Genomic DNA, 16,304 nt, shown 5'->3' with positions numbered 1-16,304 from the left:
GGCGGAGGATTACTCCTCCGCCGCAGCCTTCTTCTTGGCCGGAGCCTTCTTGGCGGCGGGTTTCTTCGCGGCCGCCTTCTTCGGCGTGGCGGCCTTCTTGGGAGCCGCCTTCTTCTTCGCCGCCGGGGCCTTGGCCGCGCGTTCGGCCAGCAGCGGCAGGGCCGCTTCCAGCGTCATGTCTTCCGGCGCCGTGCCCTTCGGGATGGTGGCGTTGACCTTGCCCCATTTCACATAGGGGCCGAAGCGGCCGGCCATGACCTGGACGGGGCCCTTGTCCTCGGGGTGTTCGCCCAGTTCCTTCAGCGGCGCGGTGGCCGCGCCCCGGCCCGGACGCCCGGCGCGCTTCTCGGCCAGCAGGGCGACGGCGCGGTTCAGGCCGACCTCGAAAACTTCTTCGATGTCAGAGACATTCGCGTAAGTCCCCGCGTGAAGCACGAAGGGACCGTAGCGGCCCAGACCCGCCGTGATCATCTTGCCGTCCTCGGGGTGGACGCCCACCTCGCGCGGCAGGGCCAGCAGGCGCAGGGCCTGTTCCAGTTGCAGCGACGCGGGGCTCCAGCCCTTGGGCAGGGATGAGCGCTTCGGCTTGTCCGCGTCCAGCGGCATGGTCTCCACATAGGGACCGAAGCGGCCGATCTTCAGCTCGACCGGCTGGCCTGTGGCCGGGTCATTGCCCAGCGTGCGGTCGCCGCCGTCCGCTCCGCCGCCGTCGGCGTCAGGGGCCGCGACCGGGCGGGTGTATTTGCAGTCGGGGTAGCGCGAGCAGCCGACAAAGGCGCCGAAGCGGCTGGTCTTCAGGCTCAGCTGGCCCTGATGGCACAGCGGGCATTCGCGCGGATCCGATCCGTCTTCCTTCATCGGGAAGATGTGCGGCCCCAGCGACTCGTTCAGCGCGTCCAGGATCGCCGTGGTGCGCAGCTCGCCCGCGGCGCTCGTGGCGGCGTGGAAGTCGGTCCAGAAGTCGCGCAGCAGCACCTTCCAGTTCAGCTCGCCCGCCGACACCTCATCGAGACGCGTCTCCAGCGCGGCGGTGAAGTCGTACTCCACCCACTTGCGGAAGAACTGCTCGAGGAAGGCCGTGACCAGCCGCCCCTTGTCCTCGGGATAGAAGCGGTTCTTATCGACGCGGACGTATTCGCGGTCGCGCAAGGTCGTCAGGATCGAGGCGTAGGTCGAGGGACGGCCGATGCCCAGCTCTTCCAGTTTCTTGACCAGGGTCGCTTCCGAATAGCGCGGGGGCGGCTCGGTGAAATGCTGCTCGGTGCGGATGGCCTCGACCTTGGCGGTCGAACCTTCCTTCAGCGCGGGCAGGCGGGTGGTGTCGTCCTCGTCGTCCTCGCCGGTCTTCTGCTTCTCGTCGCGGCCCTCTTCATAGACGGCCATGAAGCCGTCGAAGGTCACCACCTGACCGGTGGCGCGCAGGGCGGTCTGGCCGCTCGGTTCCTCGATCTCGACCGTGGTGCGGTCCAGCTTGGCGGACTCCATCTGGCTGGCGATGGTGCGCTTCCAGATCAGTTCGTACAGGCGCTGCAGGTCGCTCTCGAGACGCAGGGTCTCGGGCGCGCGGGCCATGTTGGTCGGACGGATGGCTTCGTGCGCTTCCTGAGCGTTCTTGGCCTTCGTCTTGTAATATTTGGGTTGTTCCGGAACGTAGGCCGGGCCGTAACGCTGGGTGATGACCTCGCGCGCCTGGGCGATCCCCTCCGGGCTGACGTACAGGCCGTCGGTCCGCATATAGGTGATCAGACCGCCCTGATCGTCCACGCCCTCATACAGTTTCTGCGCCGCCTGCATGGTGCGCTGGGCGGTGAAGCCCAGCTTGCGGCTGGCCTCCTGCTGCAGGGTCGAGGTCATGAAGGGCGGGCTGGGCGAGCGCCGCACCGGCTTCTTCTCGACCGAGTTGATCGTGAACACCCCGGCGTTGATGGCGTCGCGCGCGGCGGTCGCCATGGCTTCGGAGATGATGTCCAGACGCTGCACCCGCTTGCCGGCGTGCTTGACCAGACGGGCGGTGAAGGGCGGGCTGTCGGCGGCCAGATCGGCCTCGACGGACCAGTATTCCTGCGCCTTGAACTTCTCGATCTCCATCTCGCGATCGACGACGATGCGCAGGGCGACCGATTGCACCCGACCGGCCGAGCGCGCGCCCGGCAGCTTGCGCCACAGCACAGGCGACAGGGTGAAGCCCACCAGATAATCCAGCGCGCGGCGGGCCAGATAGGCCTCGACCAGCTCCATATCCACGTCGCGCGGCGCGGCCATGGCTTCCAGAACGGCGGACTTGGTGATGGCGTTGAAGGTGACGCGCTGGACGGTCGTGTCCTTCAGCGCCTTCTTCTTCTGCAGCACCTCGAGCAGGTGCCAGCTGATCGCTTCCCCTTCGCGATCCGGGTCGGTCGCGAGGATGACGCGGTCGGACTTCTTGGCGATCTCGGCGATCTCGCTCAGCCGCTTGGACGCCTTGGCGTCGACCTCCCAGGTCATGGCGAAATCGTCGTCGGGCAGGACCGATCCGTCCTTGGACGGGAGGTCGCGGACGTGACCGTAGGAGGCCAGGACCGTGTAGTCCGAGCCGAGGTACTTATTGATGGTCTTGGCCTTCGCGGGGCTTTCGACGACGACGAGATTCATTAGGGGAGGCGCCTTTCGAAGGGGCGGGAACGTGGTTGGCCTAAGCCTCGCTGTCAATCGGTAGGCGAGTAAACGGGGTCAAAGAGAGGCCATTCCGCCCGGCAGAAGCGTCGCGCGGCCGGACAGGGCGAGCTCCAGCAGGGCCGCGGCGACCGCGCTGATCGGCGCATCCGCCGCGCGCGCCAGTTCGTCGCGTGGCGTCGGGGTGGGCGAGAGCAGGGCGGCCACCCGCTCGATCAGGGCCTCGTCCACCCCATCCGGCGCGCCTTCGAACGGATTGTCCGGTCCCGGTTCGCGCACCGACCGCGCCCGTCCGAATTCCCGCTCGATATCGTCCAGCCCCTCGCACAGGATGGCGCCCTGACGCAGCAATTCGTTCGGCCCTTTGGCGCGCGGGTCCAGCGGAGAACCCGGCACGGCGAAGACGTCGCGGCCCTGTTCGGCGGCCAGCCGAGCGGTGATCAGCGAGCCCGACTTGATCTCGGCCTCCACCACGACCACCCCACGCGACAGGCCGGAGATGATGCGGTTGCGGCGGGGGAAGTCTTTCGCCTGCGCCCTGTGACCGACCGGGCTTTCGGAGACGATGCAGCCCTGTTCGACGATCTGCTCATAGAGCGCGGCGTTGTCGGGCGGGTAGACGTCGTCGACCCCGCCGCCCAGCACCGCCACCGTGCCCGTGGGCAGGGCGCCGGTATGAGCCGCGCCGTCGATGCCGCGCGCCAGCCCGGAGACCACCACATGCCCGGCCTGTCCCAGTTGCTGCGCCAGTCCCCGCGCGATCCGCTGCCCGCCCGCCGAGGCGATCCGCGCCCCGACAATGGCGATGCAGGGCTGGGTCAACAGGGCGGCGTCGCCCCGGGTCCACAGCACCGGCGGCGGCGGATCGACGGCGGCCAGCATCTCCGGATAGTCGGCCTCGCCCAGCACGATCAGCCGCGCGCCGATCCGGTCTCCGGCGGCGATCTCGTCCTCAATGCGGTTGGGAGAGGGCAGGGCATGGCCGCTGCCGCCCTTGCGGATCAGGTCGGGCAGGGCCTCGACCGCGCGCTCGGCGCTGCGGAAGCGGTCCAGCAACTGGCGGAAGGCGACGGGGCCGATGCGGTCGGTGCGGGCGAGCCGCAGGCGGGCGAAACGTTCGGCCCGCGTCAGGCTCACGCCTTCTTCGCGCCGATCCGGGGTTCGGCCCCCTTGAGCAGGCGGCCGATGTTCTCGGCGTGGCGGATCCAGATCAGCACGGCGGTGAAGGCCGCCAGCGCCGTGATCGCGGCCGGGGCGGGCAGGCCCAGCGCCGCCAGCGGCGACAGGGCGAAGAGCGGCGCCGCCGCCGAGGCCACCAGGGCCGACAGGGACGAGATGCGGAACAGGACCGCGACCAGGATCCAGGTCGCCGCCGCCAGCAGGCCCAGCGGCCAGGCGGCGGCCAGCAGCAGGCCGAAGAAGGTGGCCACCCCCTTGCCGCCCTTGAACTTCAGCCAGACGGGGAAGAGGTGGCCCAGGAAGGCCGCGCCGCCGGCGATGGCGGGCACGAGGTCGTTTGGGAAGAGGTAGCGCGCGATCAGCAGCGCCGCCGCGCCCTTGCCCGCGTCCAGCAGCAGGGTGGCCAGGGCCAGATCCTTGCGGCCCGTACGCAGGACATTGGTCGCGCCGATATTGCCCGAACCGATCTGACGCACGTCACCGGCGCCCGCGGCCCGGGTGATGATCACACCAAACGGGATGGAGCCCAGCAGGTAGCCGCCGACCGCCACGAGGGCGAGCGTCCCGAGAACGGGTCCGACCAGATCCTGCACTTCAACCCCCATACAGCCAATGCGTGTGTATCACGACTTCGCGCGCGTTGAAGCGCAGTTTCCGCTGATTCGGGGTCGTCCCGTCAGCGGGTCTCGTAAACCCGACGTCCGCCGACGAAGGTCCCGATGACCTTGCCCTGCAGACGACGGCCGTCGAACGGCGAGTTCTTCGACTTGGACTTCAGCGTATCCGCGTCGATGACCACCGGCGCGCCTGGGTCGAACAGCACCAGGTCCGCCGGAGCGCCCGCCTTCAGCACGCCCGCCTCCAGACCCAGCAGGCCCGCCGGGCCCGAGGTCAGGGGGCGCAGCACGTCCAGCAGGTCCAGCCCGTCCTCGTGGTGCAGGGTCAGGGCGGCGGGCAGCAGGGTCTCCAGACCCACGGCGCCAGGCGCGGCCTCGCCGAACGGACGGCGCTTGTCCTCGGCCGGGGCCGGGGCGTGGGCGCTGGTGATGGCGTCGATCAGCCCCGCGCGCACCGCCTCGACCAGCGCCTGTCGGTCGCTCTCGGCGCGCAGCGGCGGGTCCAGCCGGTAGAAGGTGCGGTAGTCGCCGATGTCCAGCTCGTTGAAGCAGAGGTGGTTGATCGACACCGAGGCGGCGACCTCCAGCCCCTTGCCGCGCGCCCGCGCCAGCGTCTCCAGCGCGCCCTCGGTCGAAATCTGGTCGACCAGGAACCGCGCGCCGGTCTGCTCGACCAGCGCCAGGTCGCGCTCCAGCTGGATGCGTTCGGCGATGGCGGGCACGCCGGACAGGCCCAGACGGGTGGCCAACTCGCCCGAGGTCGCCACCGCGCCCTCGCTCAGCCACGGATCGGCCGGACGGCAGGCGATCAGGGCGTTGAAGGCGGCGGCGTAGCTCATCACCCGCTGCAGGGTGCGCGTGTTGGCGATCACCTTGTCGCCGTCGGTGAAATACAGGGCGCCGGCCTCGTCCATCAGCCCAATCTCGGCCATGCGCTGGCCGTCGCGCGCCTTGGTCGCCGCGCCCGCAGCCCGGACGTTGACAAGGTCCAGCGCGGCGCCGCGTCGCTGGATGTGGTCGATCATCGCCGGATCGTCGATGGCAGGATCGGTGTCGGGCTGGACCACGATGGTGGTCACCCCGCCCGCCGCAGCCGCCAGACTGGCCGACTTCAGCGTTTCCTTGGGCTCGTCGCCCGGCTCGCCGGTCTTGACCCGGATGTCGATCAGGCCGGGCGCCAGGCACAGGCCGCCCGCGTCGATCACCTCGACATCGGCGGGGGCGCTGGCGTGGGAGCCGTGGATCACCTCGGTGATCACCCCGTCGACGATCAGCAGGGCGCCGGGGCCGTCATAGTCGCTCGCCGGGTCGAGAAGGCGGGCGTTCAGAATGGCGAGGGCGCTCATGCGAGGCCTCCTTCGCGGCGCACGGACAGGGCGGCCAGCACGGCCATGCGCGCGGCGACCCCCATTTCGACCTGATCCTGGATCAGCGACACCGAAAGGTCGTCGGCCACGTCCGAGTCGATCTCCACGCCCCGGTTCATCGGGCCGGGGTGCATGACCTTGGCGCCCGGCTTGGCCCAGGCCAGCTTCTCGCGGTCCAGACCCCAGAAGCGGAAATACTCGCGGGTCGAGGGCACCAGCGCGCCCTCCATCCGCTCCAGCTGCAGGCGCAGCATCATCGCGACATCAACGCCCTGCAGCCCGTCCTTCATGTCGTGGAAGACCTCGCAGCCCCAGCGGTCGGCGTCGCCAGGCACCAAGGTCGGCGGGCCGATCAGGCGGACGCGGGCGCCCATCATCGACAGCAGGGCCACGTTTGAGCGGGCCACCCGGCTGTGGGCGATGTCGCCGCAAATGGCCACCGTCAGCCCGCCGACGTCGCCAAAGGCGCGGCGCAGGCTCAGCAGGTCCAGCAGGGCCTGGGTCGGGTGCTCATGGCGTCCGTCGCCGGCGTTCACGACCGCGCAGCCGACCTTCTGCGAGAGCAGGGCCGCCGCGCCCGAGGCCGAGTGGCGCACCACCAGCACATCCGGCTTCATCGCGTTCAAGGTGGCGGCGGTGTCGATCAGGGTCTCGCCCTTGGCCACTGACGAGGTCTTGGGCGACAGGGCGGTCACATCCGCCCCCAGCCGCTTGGCCGCGATCTCGAACGAGGCGCTGGTCCGCGTCGAGTTCTCGAAGAACAGGTTCATCACCGTGCGGCCGCGCATGATGTCGAGCGACTTGGCCGATTGACGGTTGAAGTCGACGAAGGCGTCGGCGAGGTCCAGCAGGACCGGGACGGTCGCGGCGTTCAGATCGCCTGCGGACAGGAAATGATCGCGGGGAAACGGCGCCAGCCGTTCGTGAATCAGGTCGGTGACATCGGGCTGGGTCATCGAGACGCGGCTATAAGCGGTGATCACATCAAATGGAACAGCGCCAGAAGGATCGGAATGGTCAAGGCGCTGCCGACCGTGGTCGAGGCCACGATTCCGGCCATCAGCGGGGCGTCGCCGCCCATCTGGCGGGCCAGCAGATAGGCCGCCGCCGCGCCGGGCGCCGCGCCGCACAGCAGGGCCGCGCCCTGCGCCGTCTGGTCCCCGCCATAGAGGAAGCACAGGCCCCACATCAGCGGCGGCATGATTCCCAGCTTGACGAAGGTGACCGCGGCGATGGTCCCCTTGCGCCGGGCCACCTCGGCGAAGCTCAGCCCCGCGCCCGCCACGATCAGGCCCAGCGGCAGGGCCGCCGCGCCGAGCAGCTCCAGCGTGTCGGACACGCCCGGGATCGGCGGGACCTTGAGGACGTTCAGCGCCAGTCCGGTCAGGCAGGCCACCAGGATCGGATTGGCCAGCATGGCCTTGGTCAGGGCCAGCGGCGACACGCCCCTCTGGTCCGCGCCCCAGCGGGCCAGCACGGCGACGCAGGCGATGTTGGTCACCGGAATGATGCTGGCGATCATCACCGCCGCCAGCGCCAGCCCTTCGGCGCCGAAGGTGGCCTGGATGACCGGAAGGAAGACGAAACTGTTCCAGCGGATCACGCCCTGGAAGACGCTGGTGTAGGCCGGGCCCTCGATCTTCAGGAACGGCTTGGCCAGAAGCGCAAAGGCGCCGACGATGATCACCGCCGTCACCGCCGCGCCCGCCGCCGCTCCGGCCCCGCCGCCCGACAGGTCCGCGCCCCAGATCGCGGGGATCAGGAAGCCGGGATAGAGCAGGTTGATCGACAGCTTCTCGATCGGCCGCCAGGTGGCGTCGGGCAGGAAGTCCGACTTCCTCAGGCCGTAGCCGATGGCGATCAGGGAGAAGACCGGGACGATCCCGGCGATGAGGGCGATCATCCGTTCAGGCGATCCAGCGCACCCTGCAGGATCCAGGCGGCGGCCGTGCGGTCCACCACGTCCGAGCGCCGCTTGCGGGTCAGGTCCAGCTCGTCGATCAGGAAGCGCTCGACCGCCGTGGTCGACAGCCGCTCGTCCTGGAATGTCACCGGCACCTCGCGCAGCCGCTGCAGATTGCGGGCGAAGGCGCGGCACGACTGGGCGCGCGGCCCCTCGGTCCCGTCCATGTTCAGCGGCAGGCCGATCACCAGCCCCGAAGCCCGGCGTCCGTCCATCAGCTTCAGCACGGCATTGGCGTCGTCCGTGAACTTGGTCTTGCGGATCAGCTGCAGCGGGCTGGCGATGATGCGGGTAGCGTCGGAGGCGGCCACGCCGATGGTCTTCTCACCCAGGTCCAGCCCCAGCCACGGGGTCCCGGGCGGTGTCTGGGCGGCGAGTTCTTCGAGGGTCAGGACGGTCACGGTGTCGCGGTAGGACTGGCGGGGCGGGGAGTCAAAGTGCAATGTCCGCCATATCGCCGATTGGGGAGAGTTCGATGAAGCATCCACTCCTGTTCGTCGCCGCCATCCTGGGCCTCGCCGCCTGCGATCCCGGAACCGAGACCCGCAAGGACGCCGTGCCTGAGGCGCAGGCGCCGACGCCGGCCTTGCCCGCCTCGCAGGCCACGCCGCAGACCGCGCCTCTCGTCGCCGCCGGCCCCGCGGTCACCGTCCAGCCTTCCGACGATCTGAACATCCAGTACGCCGCCTCCGTCGTGAAGCTGGATCAGCTGACCAAGCAGGGCGGGCCGACGGTCAAGCTCTTCGCCGCCGCGGGCGGCGATCCGGCCATGAACGGTCTCTACACCGACATCGCCTTCTTCCGGTCGTCGGCCGAGGGCTGGGCTGTGTTCCGGGTCGGTGATTTCCTCGACTACGCCGTCCTGTCCGAGGCGCCGGGGCGGGTCGATCTGAAGGTCGAGGAAAGCGTGATGGACGAGGCGACCGGCCAGATCGGCCGCCGCGAACGCCGTCTGATCATCGCCTGGACGCCCGGCGCGAACGAGGCCCCGCCCGCTGCGATCACGGTCACTCCCGCGCAATAGGCCGCACGCCGCGTCGGAATCCTTGTGAATCCGGGCCGGGACCGCTAATCCCGCCGGCTCAGGTTTCGCATTTGGAGGGCCGCATGGCCGTCGACGTCGCGACCGTGCGCAAGGTGGCGCACCTCGCTCGCATCAAGACCCCCGAAGAGCGGCTGGAGCCGCTGGCCCAGGAGCTGAACGGCATTCTGGCGTGGATCGAACAACTGAATGAGGTCGACGTGGACGGCGTCGAGCCCATGACCTCGAACGTGGCGCAGCCTCTGCGCCTGCGTGACGACGTCGTCACCGACGGCGCCAAGGTGGACGCGGTCCTGTCCAACGCTCCGAAGTCGGCGGACGGCTTCTTCGTCGTGCCCAAGGTGGTCGAGTAAGAACATGACCGACCTGACCAAACTGACCCTCAAGGCCGCCCTCGACGGCCTCAAGGCCCGCGACTTCTCCTCGGAAGAGATCACCAAGGCCTTCGTCGCCAACATCGACGCCGCCAATCCCAAGCTGAACGCCTACGTGGTCCAGACGACCGATAAGGCGCTGGACATGGCTCGCGCCTCGGACGCCCGTCTGGCGAAAGGCGAGGGCGGGGCGCTGGAAGGCGCGCCGCTGGGCATCAAGGACCTGTTCTGCACCGACGGCGTCCAGACGACCGCCGGCTCCAACATGCTCAAGGGCTTCGTCCCCCCGTATGAGTCGACCGTCACCGCCAATCTGTGGGCGGACGGCGCGGTCATGCTCGGCAAGCTGAACATGGACGAGTTCGCCATGGGCTCGTCGAACGAGACCTCGGCCTATGGCTCGGTCGTCAATCCGTGGAAGTCATCCAGCTCCAACGCCGACCTGACCCCCGGCGGGTCTTCGGGCGGTTCGGCCTCGGCCGTCGCAGGCGACCTCTGCCTGGCCGCCACCGCGTCGGACACCGGCGGCTCGATCCGCCAGCCCGCCGCCTTCACCGGCACCGTCGGCATCAAGCCCACCTATGGCCGCGCCAGCCGCTTCGGCATGGTCGCCTTCGCCTCGTCGCTGGATCAGGCCGGGCCGATCACCAAGACCGTGGAAGACGCCGCCATCCTGCTGCGCTCCATGTGCTCCTTTGACCCGAAGGACTCGACCAGCCTCGATGTCGAGACGCCGGACTGGACCCGGTCGCTGGGCAAGGGCGTGAAGGGCCTGCGCATCGGCGTGCCCAGGGAATACGTCGTCGACGGCATGCCCGCCGAGATCCAGGCCCTGTGGGATCAGGGCGTCCAGTGGCTCAAGGCCGCCGGCGCCGAGATCGTCGAGATCAGCCTGCCGCACACCAAATACGCCCTGCCGACCTACTATATCGTCGCCCCGGCCGAGGCCTCCTCGAACCTGGCGCGCTATGACGGCATGCGCTTCGGCCACCGCGCCGGCGAGGCGAAGTCGCTGACCGATCTCTACGAGACCTCGCGCGCCGAGGGCTTCGGCAAGGAAGTCCAGCGCCGCCTGACCATCGGCGCCTACGTCCTGTCGGCAGGTTTCTATGACGCCTACTACGTCAAGGCCCTGAAGGTGCGTCGCCGCATCGCCCAGGACTTCGACAATGTCTGGGACCGCGTCGACGCCATCCTGACCCCGTCTACCCCGTCGGCCGCCTTCGCCCTGGGCGACAAGCAGATCGATCCGGTGACGATGTATCTGAACGACGTCTTCACGGTGACCGCCAACCTCGCCGGCCTGCCGGGCATTTCGGTTCCGGCCGGTGTCGATTCCGGCGGCCTGCCGCTCGGCCTGCAGGTCATCGGCAAGGCGCTGGACGAAGCCACCGTCTTCCAGGTCGCCGACGTGCTGGAGCAGTCTGCGGGCTTCACCGCGCGTCCGGACCGTTGGTGGTAGGCTAGACCAGCCCGTCCAAGGTCGGCGCCTCCGCCGCGCTGCCGGGGAAGACCCGGCTGTCCAGCGCGGCGCGGTCCACGCCCAGATGGTCGCGCAGCACGCCCTTGAAGACCGAGCGCACGTCGATGGTCGGGGACAGGTCGCGGCCCTCGAACAACCGGTTGTCGGCCAGCGTCGGCCAGTCGCCGATCAGGCCGCCGGGCTTCAGCGCGCCGCCCGCCACCAGCAGGGACGAGCCGGTGCCGTGATCGGTCCCCTGCGTCCCGTTCGCCCGGGCGGTGCGGCCGAATTCGGTGGCGACGACGACCATGGTGTTCGCCCATTGCGCGCCCAGCCCGTCGTGGATGCCGCCGATGACCTGATCCAGCCCGGTCAGCCGCGTCTGCATCTGGCCGTTCTGGCGCGCGTGGGTGTCCCAGCCGTCGATGCTCAAGGCCACCACGTCCGCGCCGTTGTCGCCCGTCATCAGCCGCGCCACCGCCTGTCCCAGGCCGTTGACGTCGTTCCGGCGCAGGGAGGTGTCGCCCGCCGCCATGGCCATGGCTTCCGTCTCCAGCCCGCGCGCCAGATTGCCCTGCAGCAGCGGGTCGTCGACGTAGAGGTCCTGCAGCAGCGAGGCGATCCGGTCCTCGCCCTTCACCTGGCCGCCCGGCGCCCAGCTGGAGGTTTCGGCCGCGCCGCGCAGGATCAGCGGCGTCTGCGCGCCGACCGACAGCCCCCTGAACGATCCGCCGCCCGCTGCCGCGAGCGCCCGGTTCAGCCAGCCGTCGTCCTGGGCCCTCAGGCCCTCGCCGCCATTCTCCAGCACGTCCTGCGCATCGAAGTGGGAGCGCACCCGCACCGGGATCGCCGCCGCCGGGGCGAACCTCAACTGGCCCGCGTCGTACATCGCCTTCAGGCCGGGCAGGGCCGGATGCAGGCCGAAGCCGTCCCGCATCGCCAGCGCGTTGTTGATCGCCAGTCCGCCACGCAGGGCGCGATAGTTCGGATCGCTCGTTGGAACGGTGACCGACAGCCCGTCCATGGCGCCGCGCGCCACGATGACGACCAGCTTGGGCTTGGGCCCGCGTGTCTGCGCCCGCGTCCGTCCCGCGAAGGCCAGACCGATCCCGGCCACGGAGCCGCCCAGCAGCAGGCGGCGGTTCATCATCAGATCGGTCATCGGCGCTGGAACTCCGGCGACATCAGGAACAGGGTGACGGCCTCGGCGCGGCTTTCGGCGCGGGCCACGAACTGGCGGCTGCGGTCACCGAGCCGCTCGCCCAGCGCGCCCTCGGCCATGGCGACGGCGTCAGCGGCGGGGGCCGCATCGCCCACGGTCTTGGCCCAGTTCAGCCGCTTCACCAGGGCATCGGGTCCGGCCCAGTCGGCGGCGGTGTCCGGCCAGCCCTCCGGCGAGGGCGCGGCCCAGGCCGGCTGGCCCATCTGCACCAGCGCCTGCTGAAGCTGCGGAACACGGCGCGGCGACGTGCCCATGGCCCGGTGTGCCGAGACGATGAACTCATAGGGCGTCTTCACCTTGCGGGCCTCGGGCATCCAGCTGTCCGGATGGGTCGCCAGCGCCTTGGCCACGACGGCCAGATCGCCGCGCGAGCCGGTCCACGCCCGCTCCAGCGCGCTGATCAGCTCCGGCGACGGCGCGTCCGCCACGAAATGCACCGCAAGTTTTCGCGCCAGTCGCCGCGCCGTCTCGCGGCGGTTGGCCAGGTCCTTCAGTATGGCGCGACCCTGATCGACCCCGCCGGCGGGATAGCGGCGGCCCAGCACTGTCCGTTCGCCGGGCTCGTGCACAACCGCGCGGAAGGCGAAGCCGTTCTCGCCCGGCTCACCGGCCCGCATCGCCGCCCGACGTTCACGCCCGCCGCCGCCCTGACCGGCGCCCCGGCCGCGCCCTTGGCCCGCCGTGCTCCAGCCGGTCAGGGCGCGGGCGAACTCGGTCACATCCGCCTGGGTGTAGCCGCCGTCGGCGCCAACCGTGTGCAGTTCCAGGATTTCCCGCGCGAGGTTCTCGTTCAGCCCCGCCTGTCGCCGCTCGCCCGCCGGGCTGTTCGGCCCGACCGACTGGGCCTGGTCCAGATACAGCAGCATGGCCGGATGGCTTTCGGCCGCCAGCGCCAGATCCTCGAAACGGCCGAAGACGTTCGGGCGGATCGCCTCCCGCTCATACTGGCCCATGAAGACGGCCGCCTGGAATTTGGTCGCCGAGGCCGTAAAGACATTGGCCCAGAACAGGGTCCAGCGCTCGGCGAAGCCGGCATGGGTGGTCGCGCCCAGCTGCGCCCGCGCCAGGAACTCCCGCGCCGTGTCCTGAACCAGATCGCGGCGGCTGGCCCGGCGGGCGTCGAGCGCCATCTCCGCCTGCGAAGGCGGCGCCGCCTCGCCCGTCATGGCTGGCGTCGGCTCCGCCTCGCGGCGCGCCATACGCGCCTGCGCCGTCTCGCGCTGGTAGTCCCGGTACTGCTCCAGCCGAGCCTCGGAGGTCTCGAACTCGCCCTGCGGCTGCGGCGCGCCCTGCGGGCCGGCCTGCGCCTCCAGCCAGCCTCGCGGGTCGGCCGACACGGCGGCGATCTCGCCCGGCTTCGCCCCCATCCCGAAGCGCGTCAGCGCCACGGCGGCGTCCAGTGATCGGGAGGGCGGTCCGGTGCGGGTCATCTCGGCCTCGGGTCGGTTCGCGATAGACAATGAACGGGGCAGGGCGGTCGATCCGTCGAAAGCTGCGTCACAGGGCGATTTCAGCCCGCCGATTTCTTGACCGCGCCGGGCCTGTAGGCCATCTGGACCCCATGACCGACACCGTTTCGAACACCAAGCTCATCAAGGGCCGCACCGGCGATTGGGAAATCGTCATGGGGCTGGAAATCCATGCCCAGGTGGCCTCGAAGGCCAAGCTCTTCTCCGGCGCCGCCGTCGGCTTCGGCGCGGGCCCGAACGAGCAGGTGTCGCTGGTCGACGCCGGCTTCCCCGGCATGCTGCCGACGCTGAACAAGCACTGCGTTGAACAGGCGGTGAAGTCGGGTCTGGGCCTGAAGGCGAAGATCAATCTGCGCAGCCAGTTCGACCGCAAGAACTACTTCTACCCCGACCTGCCCACCGGCTATCAGATCAGCCAGCTCTTCTACCCGATCGTCGGCGAGGGCGTGGTCGAGGTCGAGGCCGAGGACGGCTCCTTCTTCAACGTCGGCATCGAGCGCCTCCACTTGGAACAGGACGCGGGCAAGCTGATCCACGACCTGTCGCCGACCGAATCCTTCGTCGACCTGAATCGCGCGGGCACCGCCCTGATGGAGATCGTCTCGCGTCCGGACATCCGCTCGCCGGAAGAGGCGGTCGCCTACGTCAAGAAGATCCGCACCATCCTGATGTACCTGGGCACCTGCGACGGGGACATGGAGAAGGGCAATCTGCGCGCCGACGTGAACGTCTCGGTCTGCCGCGCGGGGAACTACGACAAGTTCAAGGAGACCGGCGACTTCAGCTTCCTGGGCACCCGTTGCGAGATCAAGAACGTCAACTCGTTCCGCTTCATCTCGCAGGCCATCAACTACGAGGCGCGCCGCCAGATCGAGATCATCGAGGACGGCGGCAAGATCGATCAGGAGACCCGTCTCTACGATCCGAACGCCGGCGAGACCCGCTCGATGCGCTCCAAGGAAGAGGCGATGGACTATCGCTACTTCCCGGACCCCGACCTGCTGCCCCTCGAGCTGGAACAGGCCTGGATCGACGACATCCGCGCCAACCTGCCCGAACTGCCGGACGAGAAGCGCCGCCGTCTGATGAGTCAGTACGGCCTGTCGCAATACGACGCCGTGGTCCTGATCTCGGATCAGGCCAAGGCCGACTATTTCGAGGCCGCCGCCAAGGGGCGTGACGCCAAGCTGGTGTCCAACTGGGTGACCAACGAGGTCTCGGCCCGTCTGGCCGCCGACGGCAAGGAGTTCAGCGAGAACCCGCTGCCCGCCGCCCACGTGGCCCAGTTGGTTGAGCTGATCGAGACGAACGTCATCTCGTCCAAAATCGCCAAGGAAGTCTTCGACCACGTCTGGAACGGCGAAGGCAGCCCTGTCGAGGTCGTCGAGAAGCACGGCCTGAAGCAGGTCACCGACACCGGCGCCATCGAGAAGGCCGTCGACGAGATCATCGCCGCCAACCCGGACAAGGCCGCCGCCGTCGCCGAGAAGCCGCAAGCCATCGGCTGGTTCGTCGGCCAGGTCATGAAGGCCACCGGCGGCAAGGCCAATCCGGCGGCGGTCAACGACATCCTGAAGGCCAAGCTGGGGCTTTAACCTCCCCGTTGCGGTCCGCGATGGGGAGGGGGGACCGCCCGGGCGACTCAGCCCGGGTGGTGGAGGGGGCGCCGCCGACCTTTGCCGGTTCGCTGCTACCCTCTGTCCATCAGAGCCGCCCCCTCCGTCACGGCGCATATCTGCGCCGCGCCACCTCGCCATTGCTCCGCAACGTGGAGGACAAAAAGAAAGCCCGCCCGGGGAGACCCGGGCGGGCTCTTTCATTTCACGCCGGCCTTAGCGGCTCAGCAGCGAGATCACCACGCCGGTGGCGATCGCCGCCAGAACCACGTCGCCGCTGTCCGTGCGGTAGTAGCCGTAGCCGCGCGGGGGCGGGGCGTAGCCGTAGCGGCGGTAGTCGTTCACATACCAGCTGCGGCGATACTCGCGCGGCACGACCGAGCCACGCTGCCAGCGGCGGTACTCACGGCGCTGGTCGCGTTCCCAACGGCGTTGGTCCGCGCGACGATCACGCTCATAGCGGCGATAGTCCCGGCGGTCCTCGCGATAGTCGCGACGGTCTTCCCGACGTTCCCAGCGCTCATAACGCCCGTCACGGTCGCGGTCGCCGCGCCACGATTGGGCGGAGGCGGCCATCGGCGCCGACAGGGCCATCAAACCGGCCAGACCGGCGATCAGGGGGGCGTTCATCTTCATCTTGCGTCTCCTTCTGCAGGACCCGACTGAGGTTCGCAGACTGGGACTCGCGCCATGAACCCTGCCTGAACGGCGGTGTCAGGGTTAAGAGGGTTGAGGAGCGTGCGTCAGTTGCCCTGACGAACTTCATCCGAATTTCTCCGACCTCATCATTGAAAACGATGTCGGTCCCCCGGACGGTCTCCCGTTCGCACAGCATGATCCGCCAGCTATCGCGCGCAGTCAGGAAGAAGCGCGTCATGCCGGTCGGATATTTGACCTGATCCGGTGGCGTCAGATGGCTACAGGGGTCGCGCAGGGCGGCTTCCACCGCCGCTCGGATGCGCGGATCGCTGAACAACTGCGGATCGTAACGCAGGCCGACACAGCCGTCTTCGTTCTGACAATCCGGAAACCATGGCCCGGCTCCAGTGAGGAAGCAGGCGCGCGTCTTTGCGAAGAAATAAGCTTCCAGTCCAGCTTGGTCGCAGGGCAGGTCGGTGGCCTGCAGTTGGTAAGCGGCGTCGCCTAGAAGTTCGTAGTAGTTCTGGCCCGTAAGCGCCTTGGCCACCGCATCTGTCGCAGCGGCGTCAAACGCCCGAGTGTAAAGGGCCGGATGGCTGCCGTACCAGTTCAGCCGTTCCGGAAACGGCTTGGCGCACCCGGTCACCAGTGAGACGGCGATCCCGCAGATCACCGCCGCACTCACACGGATCAGCTTCAAGA

Annotated in this window: 15 protein-coding genes; 4 read left to right on the top strand and 11 right to left on the bottom strand. The window is 69.1% G+C overall.

Features of this window, described 5'->3' with window-relative positions:
* Positions 1–9 precede the first annotated feature (9 nt).
* The 7 genes from topA to ruvX form a co-directional block, all read right to left on the bottom strand.
* Positions 10–2,631, bottom strand: a complete 2,622-nt coding sequence (gene topA / locus ACTIEF_RS05610) for a type I DNA topoisomerase (RefSeq protein ID WP_439471202.1) — start codon at positions 2,629–2,631, stop codon at positions 10–12.
* Between the two features lie 78 nt (positions 2,632–2,709).
* On the bottom strand, positions 2,710–3,789 hold the full coding sequence (dprA, locus tag ACTIEF_RS05605; RefSeq protein WP_439471201.1) for a DNA-processing protein DprA: 1,080 nt from the start codon (positions 3,787–3,789) through the stop codon (positions 2,710–2,712).
* Complete coding sequence (gene plsY / locus ACTIEF_RS05600; protein WP_439471200.1) at positions 3,786–4,424, bottom strand: glycerol-3-phosphate 1-O-acyltransferase PlsY; 639 nt, start codon at positions 4,422–4,424, stop codon at positions 3,786–3,788. The genes dprA and plsY overlap by 4 nt, the downstream gene beginning before the upstream one ends.
* An 83-nt stretch (positions 4,425–4,507) precedes the next feature.
* Entirely contained in the window at positions 4,508–5,794 is a 1,287-nt protein-coding gene (gene pyrC, locus ACTIEF_RS05595) for a dihydroorotase (RefSeq protein ID WP_439471199.1), read from the bottom strand.
* A complete protein-coding gene (locus tag ACTIEF_RS05590; RefSeq protein ID WP_439471198.1) occupies positions 5,791–6,771 on the bottom strand; it encodes an aspartate carbamoyltransferase catalytic subunit in 981 nt (326 codons plus the stop codon). The genes pyrC and ACTIEF_RS05590 overlap by 4 nt, the downstream gene beginning before the upstream one ends.
* Positions 6,772–6,794: 23 nt before the next feature.
* Positions 6,795–7,718 carry an AEC family transporter gene (locus ACTIEF_RS05585; RefSeq protein ID WP_439471197.1) on the bottom strand — a complete coding sequence of 308 codons (924 nt, stop codon included), beginning with the start codon at positions 7,716–7,718 and terminating at the stop codon, positions 6,795–6,797.
* Positions 7,715–8,179, bottom strand: a complete 465-nt coding sequence (ruvX, locus tag ACTIEF_RS05580) for a Holliday junction resolvase RuvX (protein WP_439471502.1) — start codon at positions 8,177–8,179, stop codon at positions 7,715–7,717. Before ruvX ends, ACTIEF_RS05585 begins: the two co-directional genes overlap by 4 nt.
* 74 nt (positions 8,180–8,253) lie before the next feature.
* On the opposite strand from ruvX, the gene ACTIEF_RS05575 reads away from it, so the two are divergent.
* From ACTIEF_RS05575 to gatA, 3 genes are all read left to right on the top strand, one after another.
* A complete protein-coding gene (locus tag ACTIEF_RS05575) occupies positions 8,254–8,802 on the top strand; it encodes a hypothetical protein (protein WP_439471196.1) in 549 nt (182 codons plus the stop codon).
* An 83-nt stretch (positions 8,803–8,885) separates the two neighbouring features.
* Positions 8,886–9,173 carry an Asp-tRNA(Asn)/Glu-tRNA(Gln) amidotransferase subunit GatC gene (gatC, locus tag ACTIEF_RS05570; protein WP_141626729.1) on the top strand — a complete coding sequence of 96 codons (288 nt, stop codon included), beginning with the start codon at positions 8,886–8,888 and terminating at the stop codon, positions 9,171–9,173.
* A 4-nt stretch (positions 9,174–9,177) separates the two neighbouring features.
* Positions 9,178–10,656: an Asp-tRNA(Asn)/Glu-tRNA(Gln) amidotransferase subunit GatA gene (gatA, locus tag ACTIEF_RS05565; RefSeq protein ID WP_439471195.1), complete on the top strand. Its 1,479-nt coding sequence runs from the start codon at positions 9,178–9,180 to the stop codon at positions 10,654–10,656.
* 1 nt (position 10,657) lies between these two features.
* Here the strand turns inward: gatA and ACTIEF_RS05560 are convergent, their stop codons facing one another.
* Positions 10,658–11,818 (bottom strand): DUF1501 domain-containing protein, encoded by a 1,161-nt coding sequence (locus ACTIEF_RS05560; RefSeq protein ID WP_439471194.1) that lies wholly within the window; start codon positions 11,816–11,818, stop codon positions 10,658–10,660.
* On the bottom strand, positions 11,815–13,308 hold the full coding sequence (locus ACTIEF_RS05555; RefSeq protein ID WP_439471193.1) for a DUF1800 domain-containing protein: 1,494 nt from the start codon (positions 13,306–13,308) through the stop codon (positions 11,815–11,817). Before ACTIEF_RS05555 ends, ACTIEF_RS05560 begins: the two co-directional genes overlap by 4 nt.
* 131 nt (positions 13,309–13,439) lie before the next feature.
* Here ACTIEF_RS05555 and gatB point away from each other — a divergent pair, with 131 nt between their 5' ends.
* Entirely contained in the window at positions 13,440–14,942 is a 1,503-nt protein-coding gene (gene gatB, locus ACTIEF_RS05550) for an Asp-tRNA(Asn)/Glu-tRNA(Gln) amidotransferase subunit GatB (protein ID WP_439471192.1), read from the top strand.
* Between the two features lie 237 nt (positions 14,943–15,179).
* On the opposite strand, the gene ACTIEF_RS05545 is transcribed toward gatB, so the two are convergent.
* Positions 15,180–15,599 carry an RcnB family protein gene (locus ACTIEF_RS05545; protein ID WP_439471191.1) on the bottom strand — a complete coding sequence of 140 codons (420 nt, stop codon included), beginning with the start codon at positions 15,597–15,599 and terminating at the stop codon, positions 15,180–15,182.
* Positions 15,496–16,302, bottom strand: a complete 807-nt coding sequence (locus ACTIEF_RS05540; RefSeq protein WP_439471190.1) for a hypothetical protein — start codon at positions 16,300–16,302, stop codon at positions 15,496–15,498. The genes ACTIEF_RS05545 and ACTIEF_RS05540 overlap by 104 nt, the downstream gene beginning before the upstream one ends.
* Positions 16,303–16,304 lie beyond the last annotated feature (2 nt).

It is taken from the genome of Brevundimonas sp., assembly GCF_051858995.1.
In the GTDB taxonomy this organism is placed as follows: Bacteria; Pseudomonadota; Alphaproteobacteria; order Caulobacterales; family Caulobacteraceae; genus Brevundimonas.
Note: the sequence above shows the minus strand (reverse complement) of the source record. Positions and strands in the feature narration are given on the sequence as shown.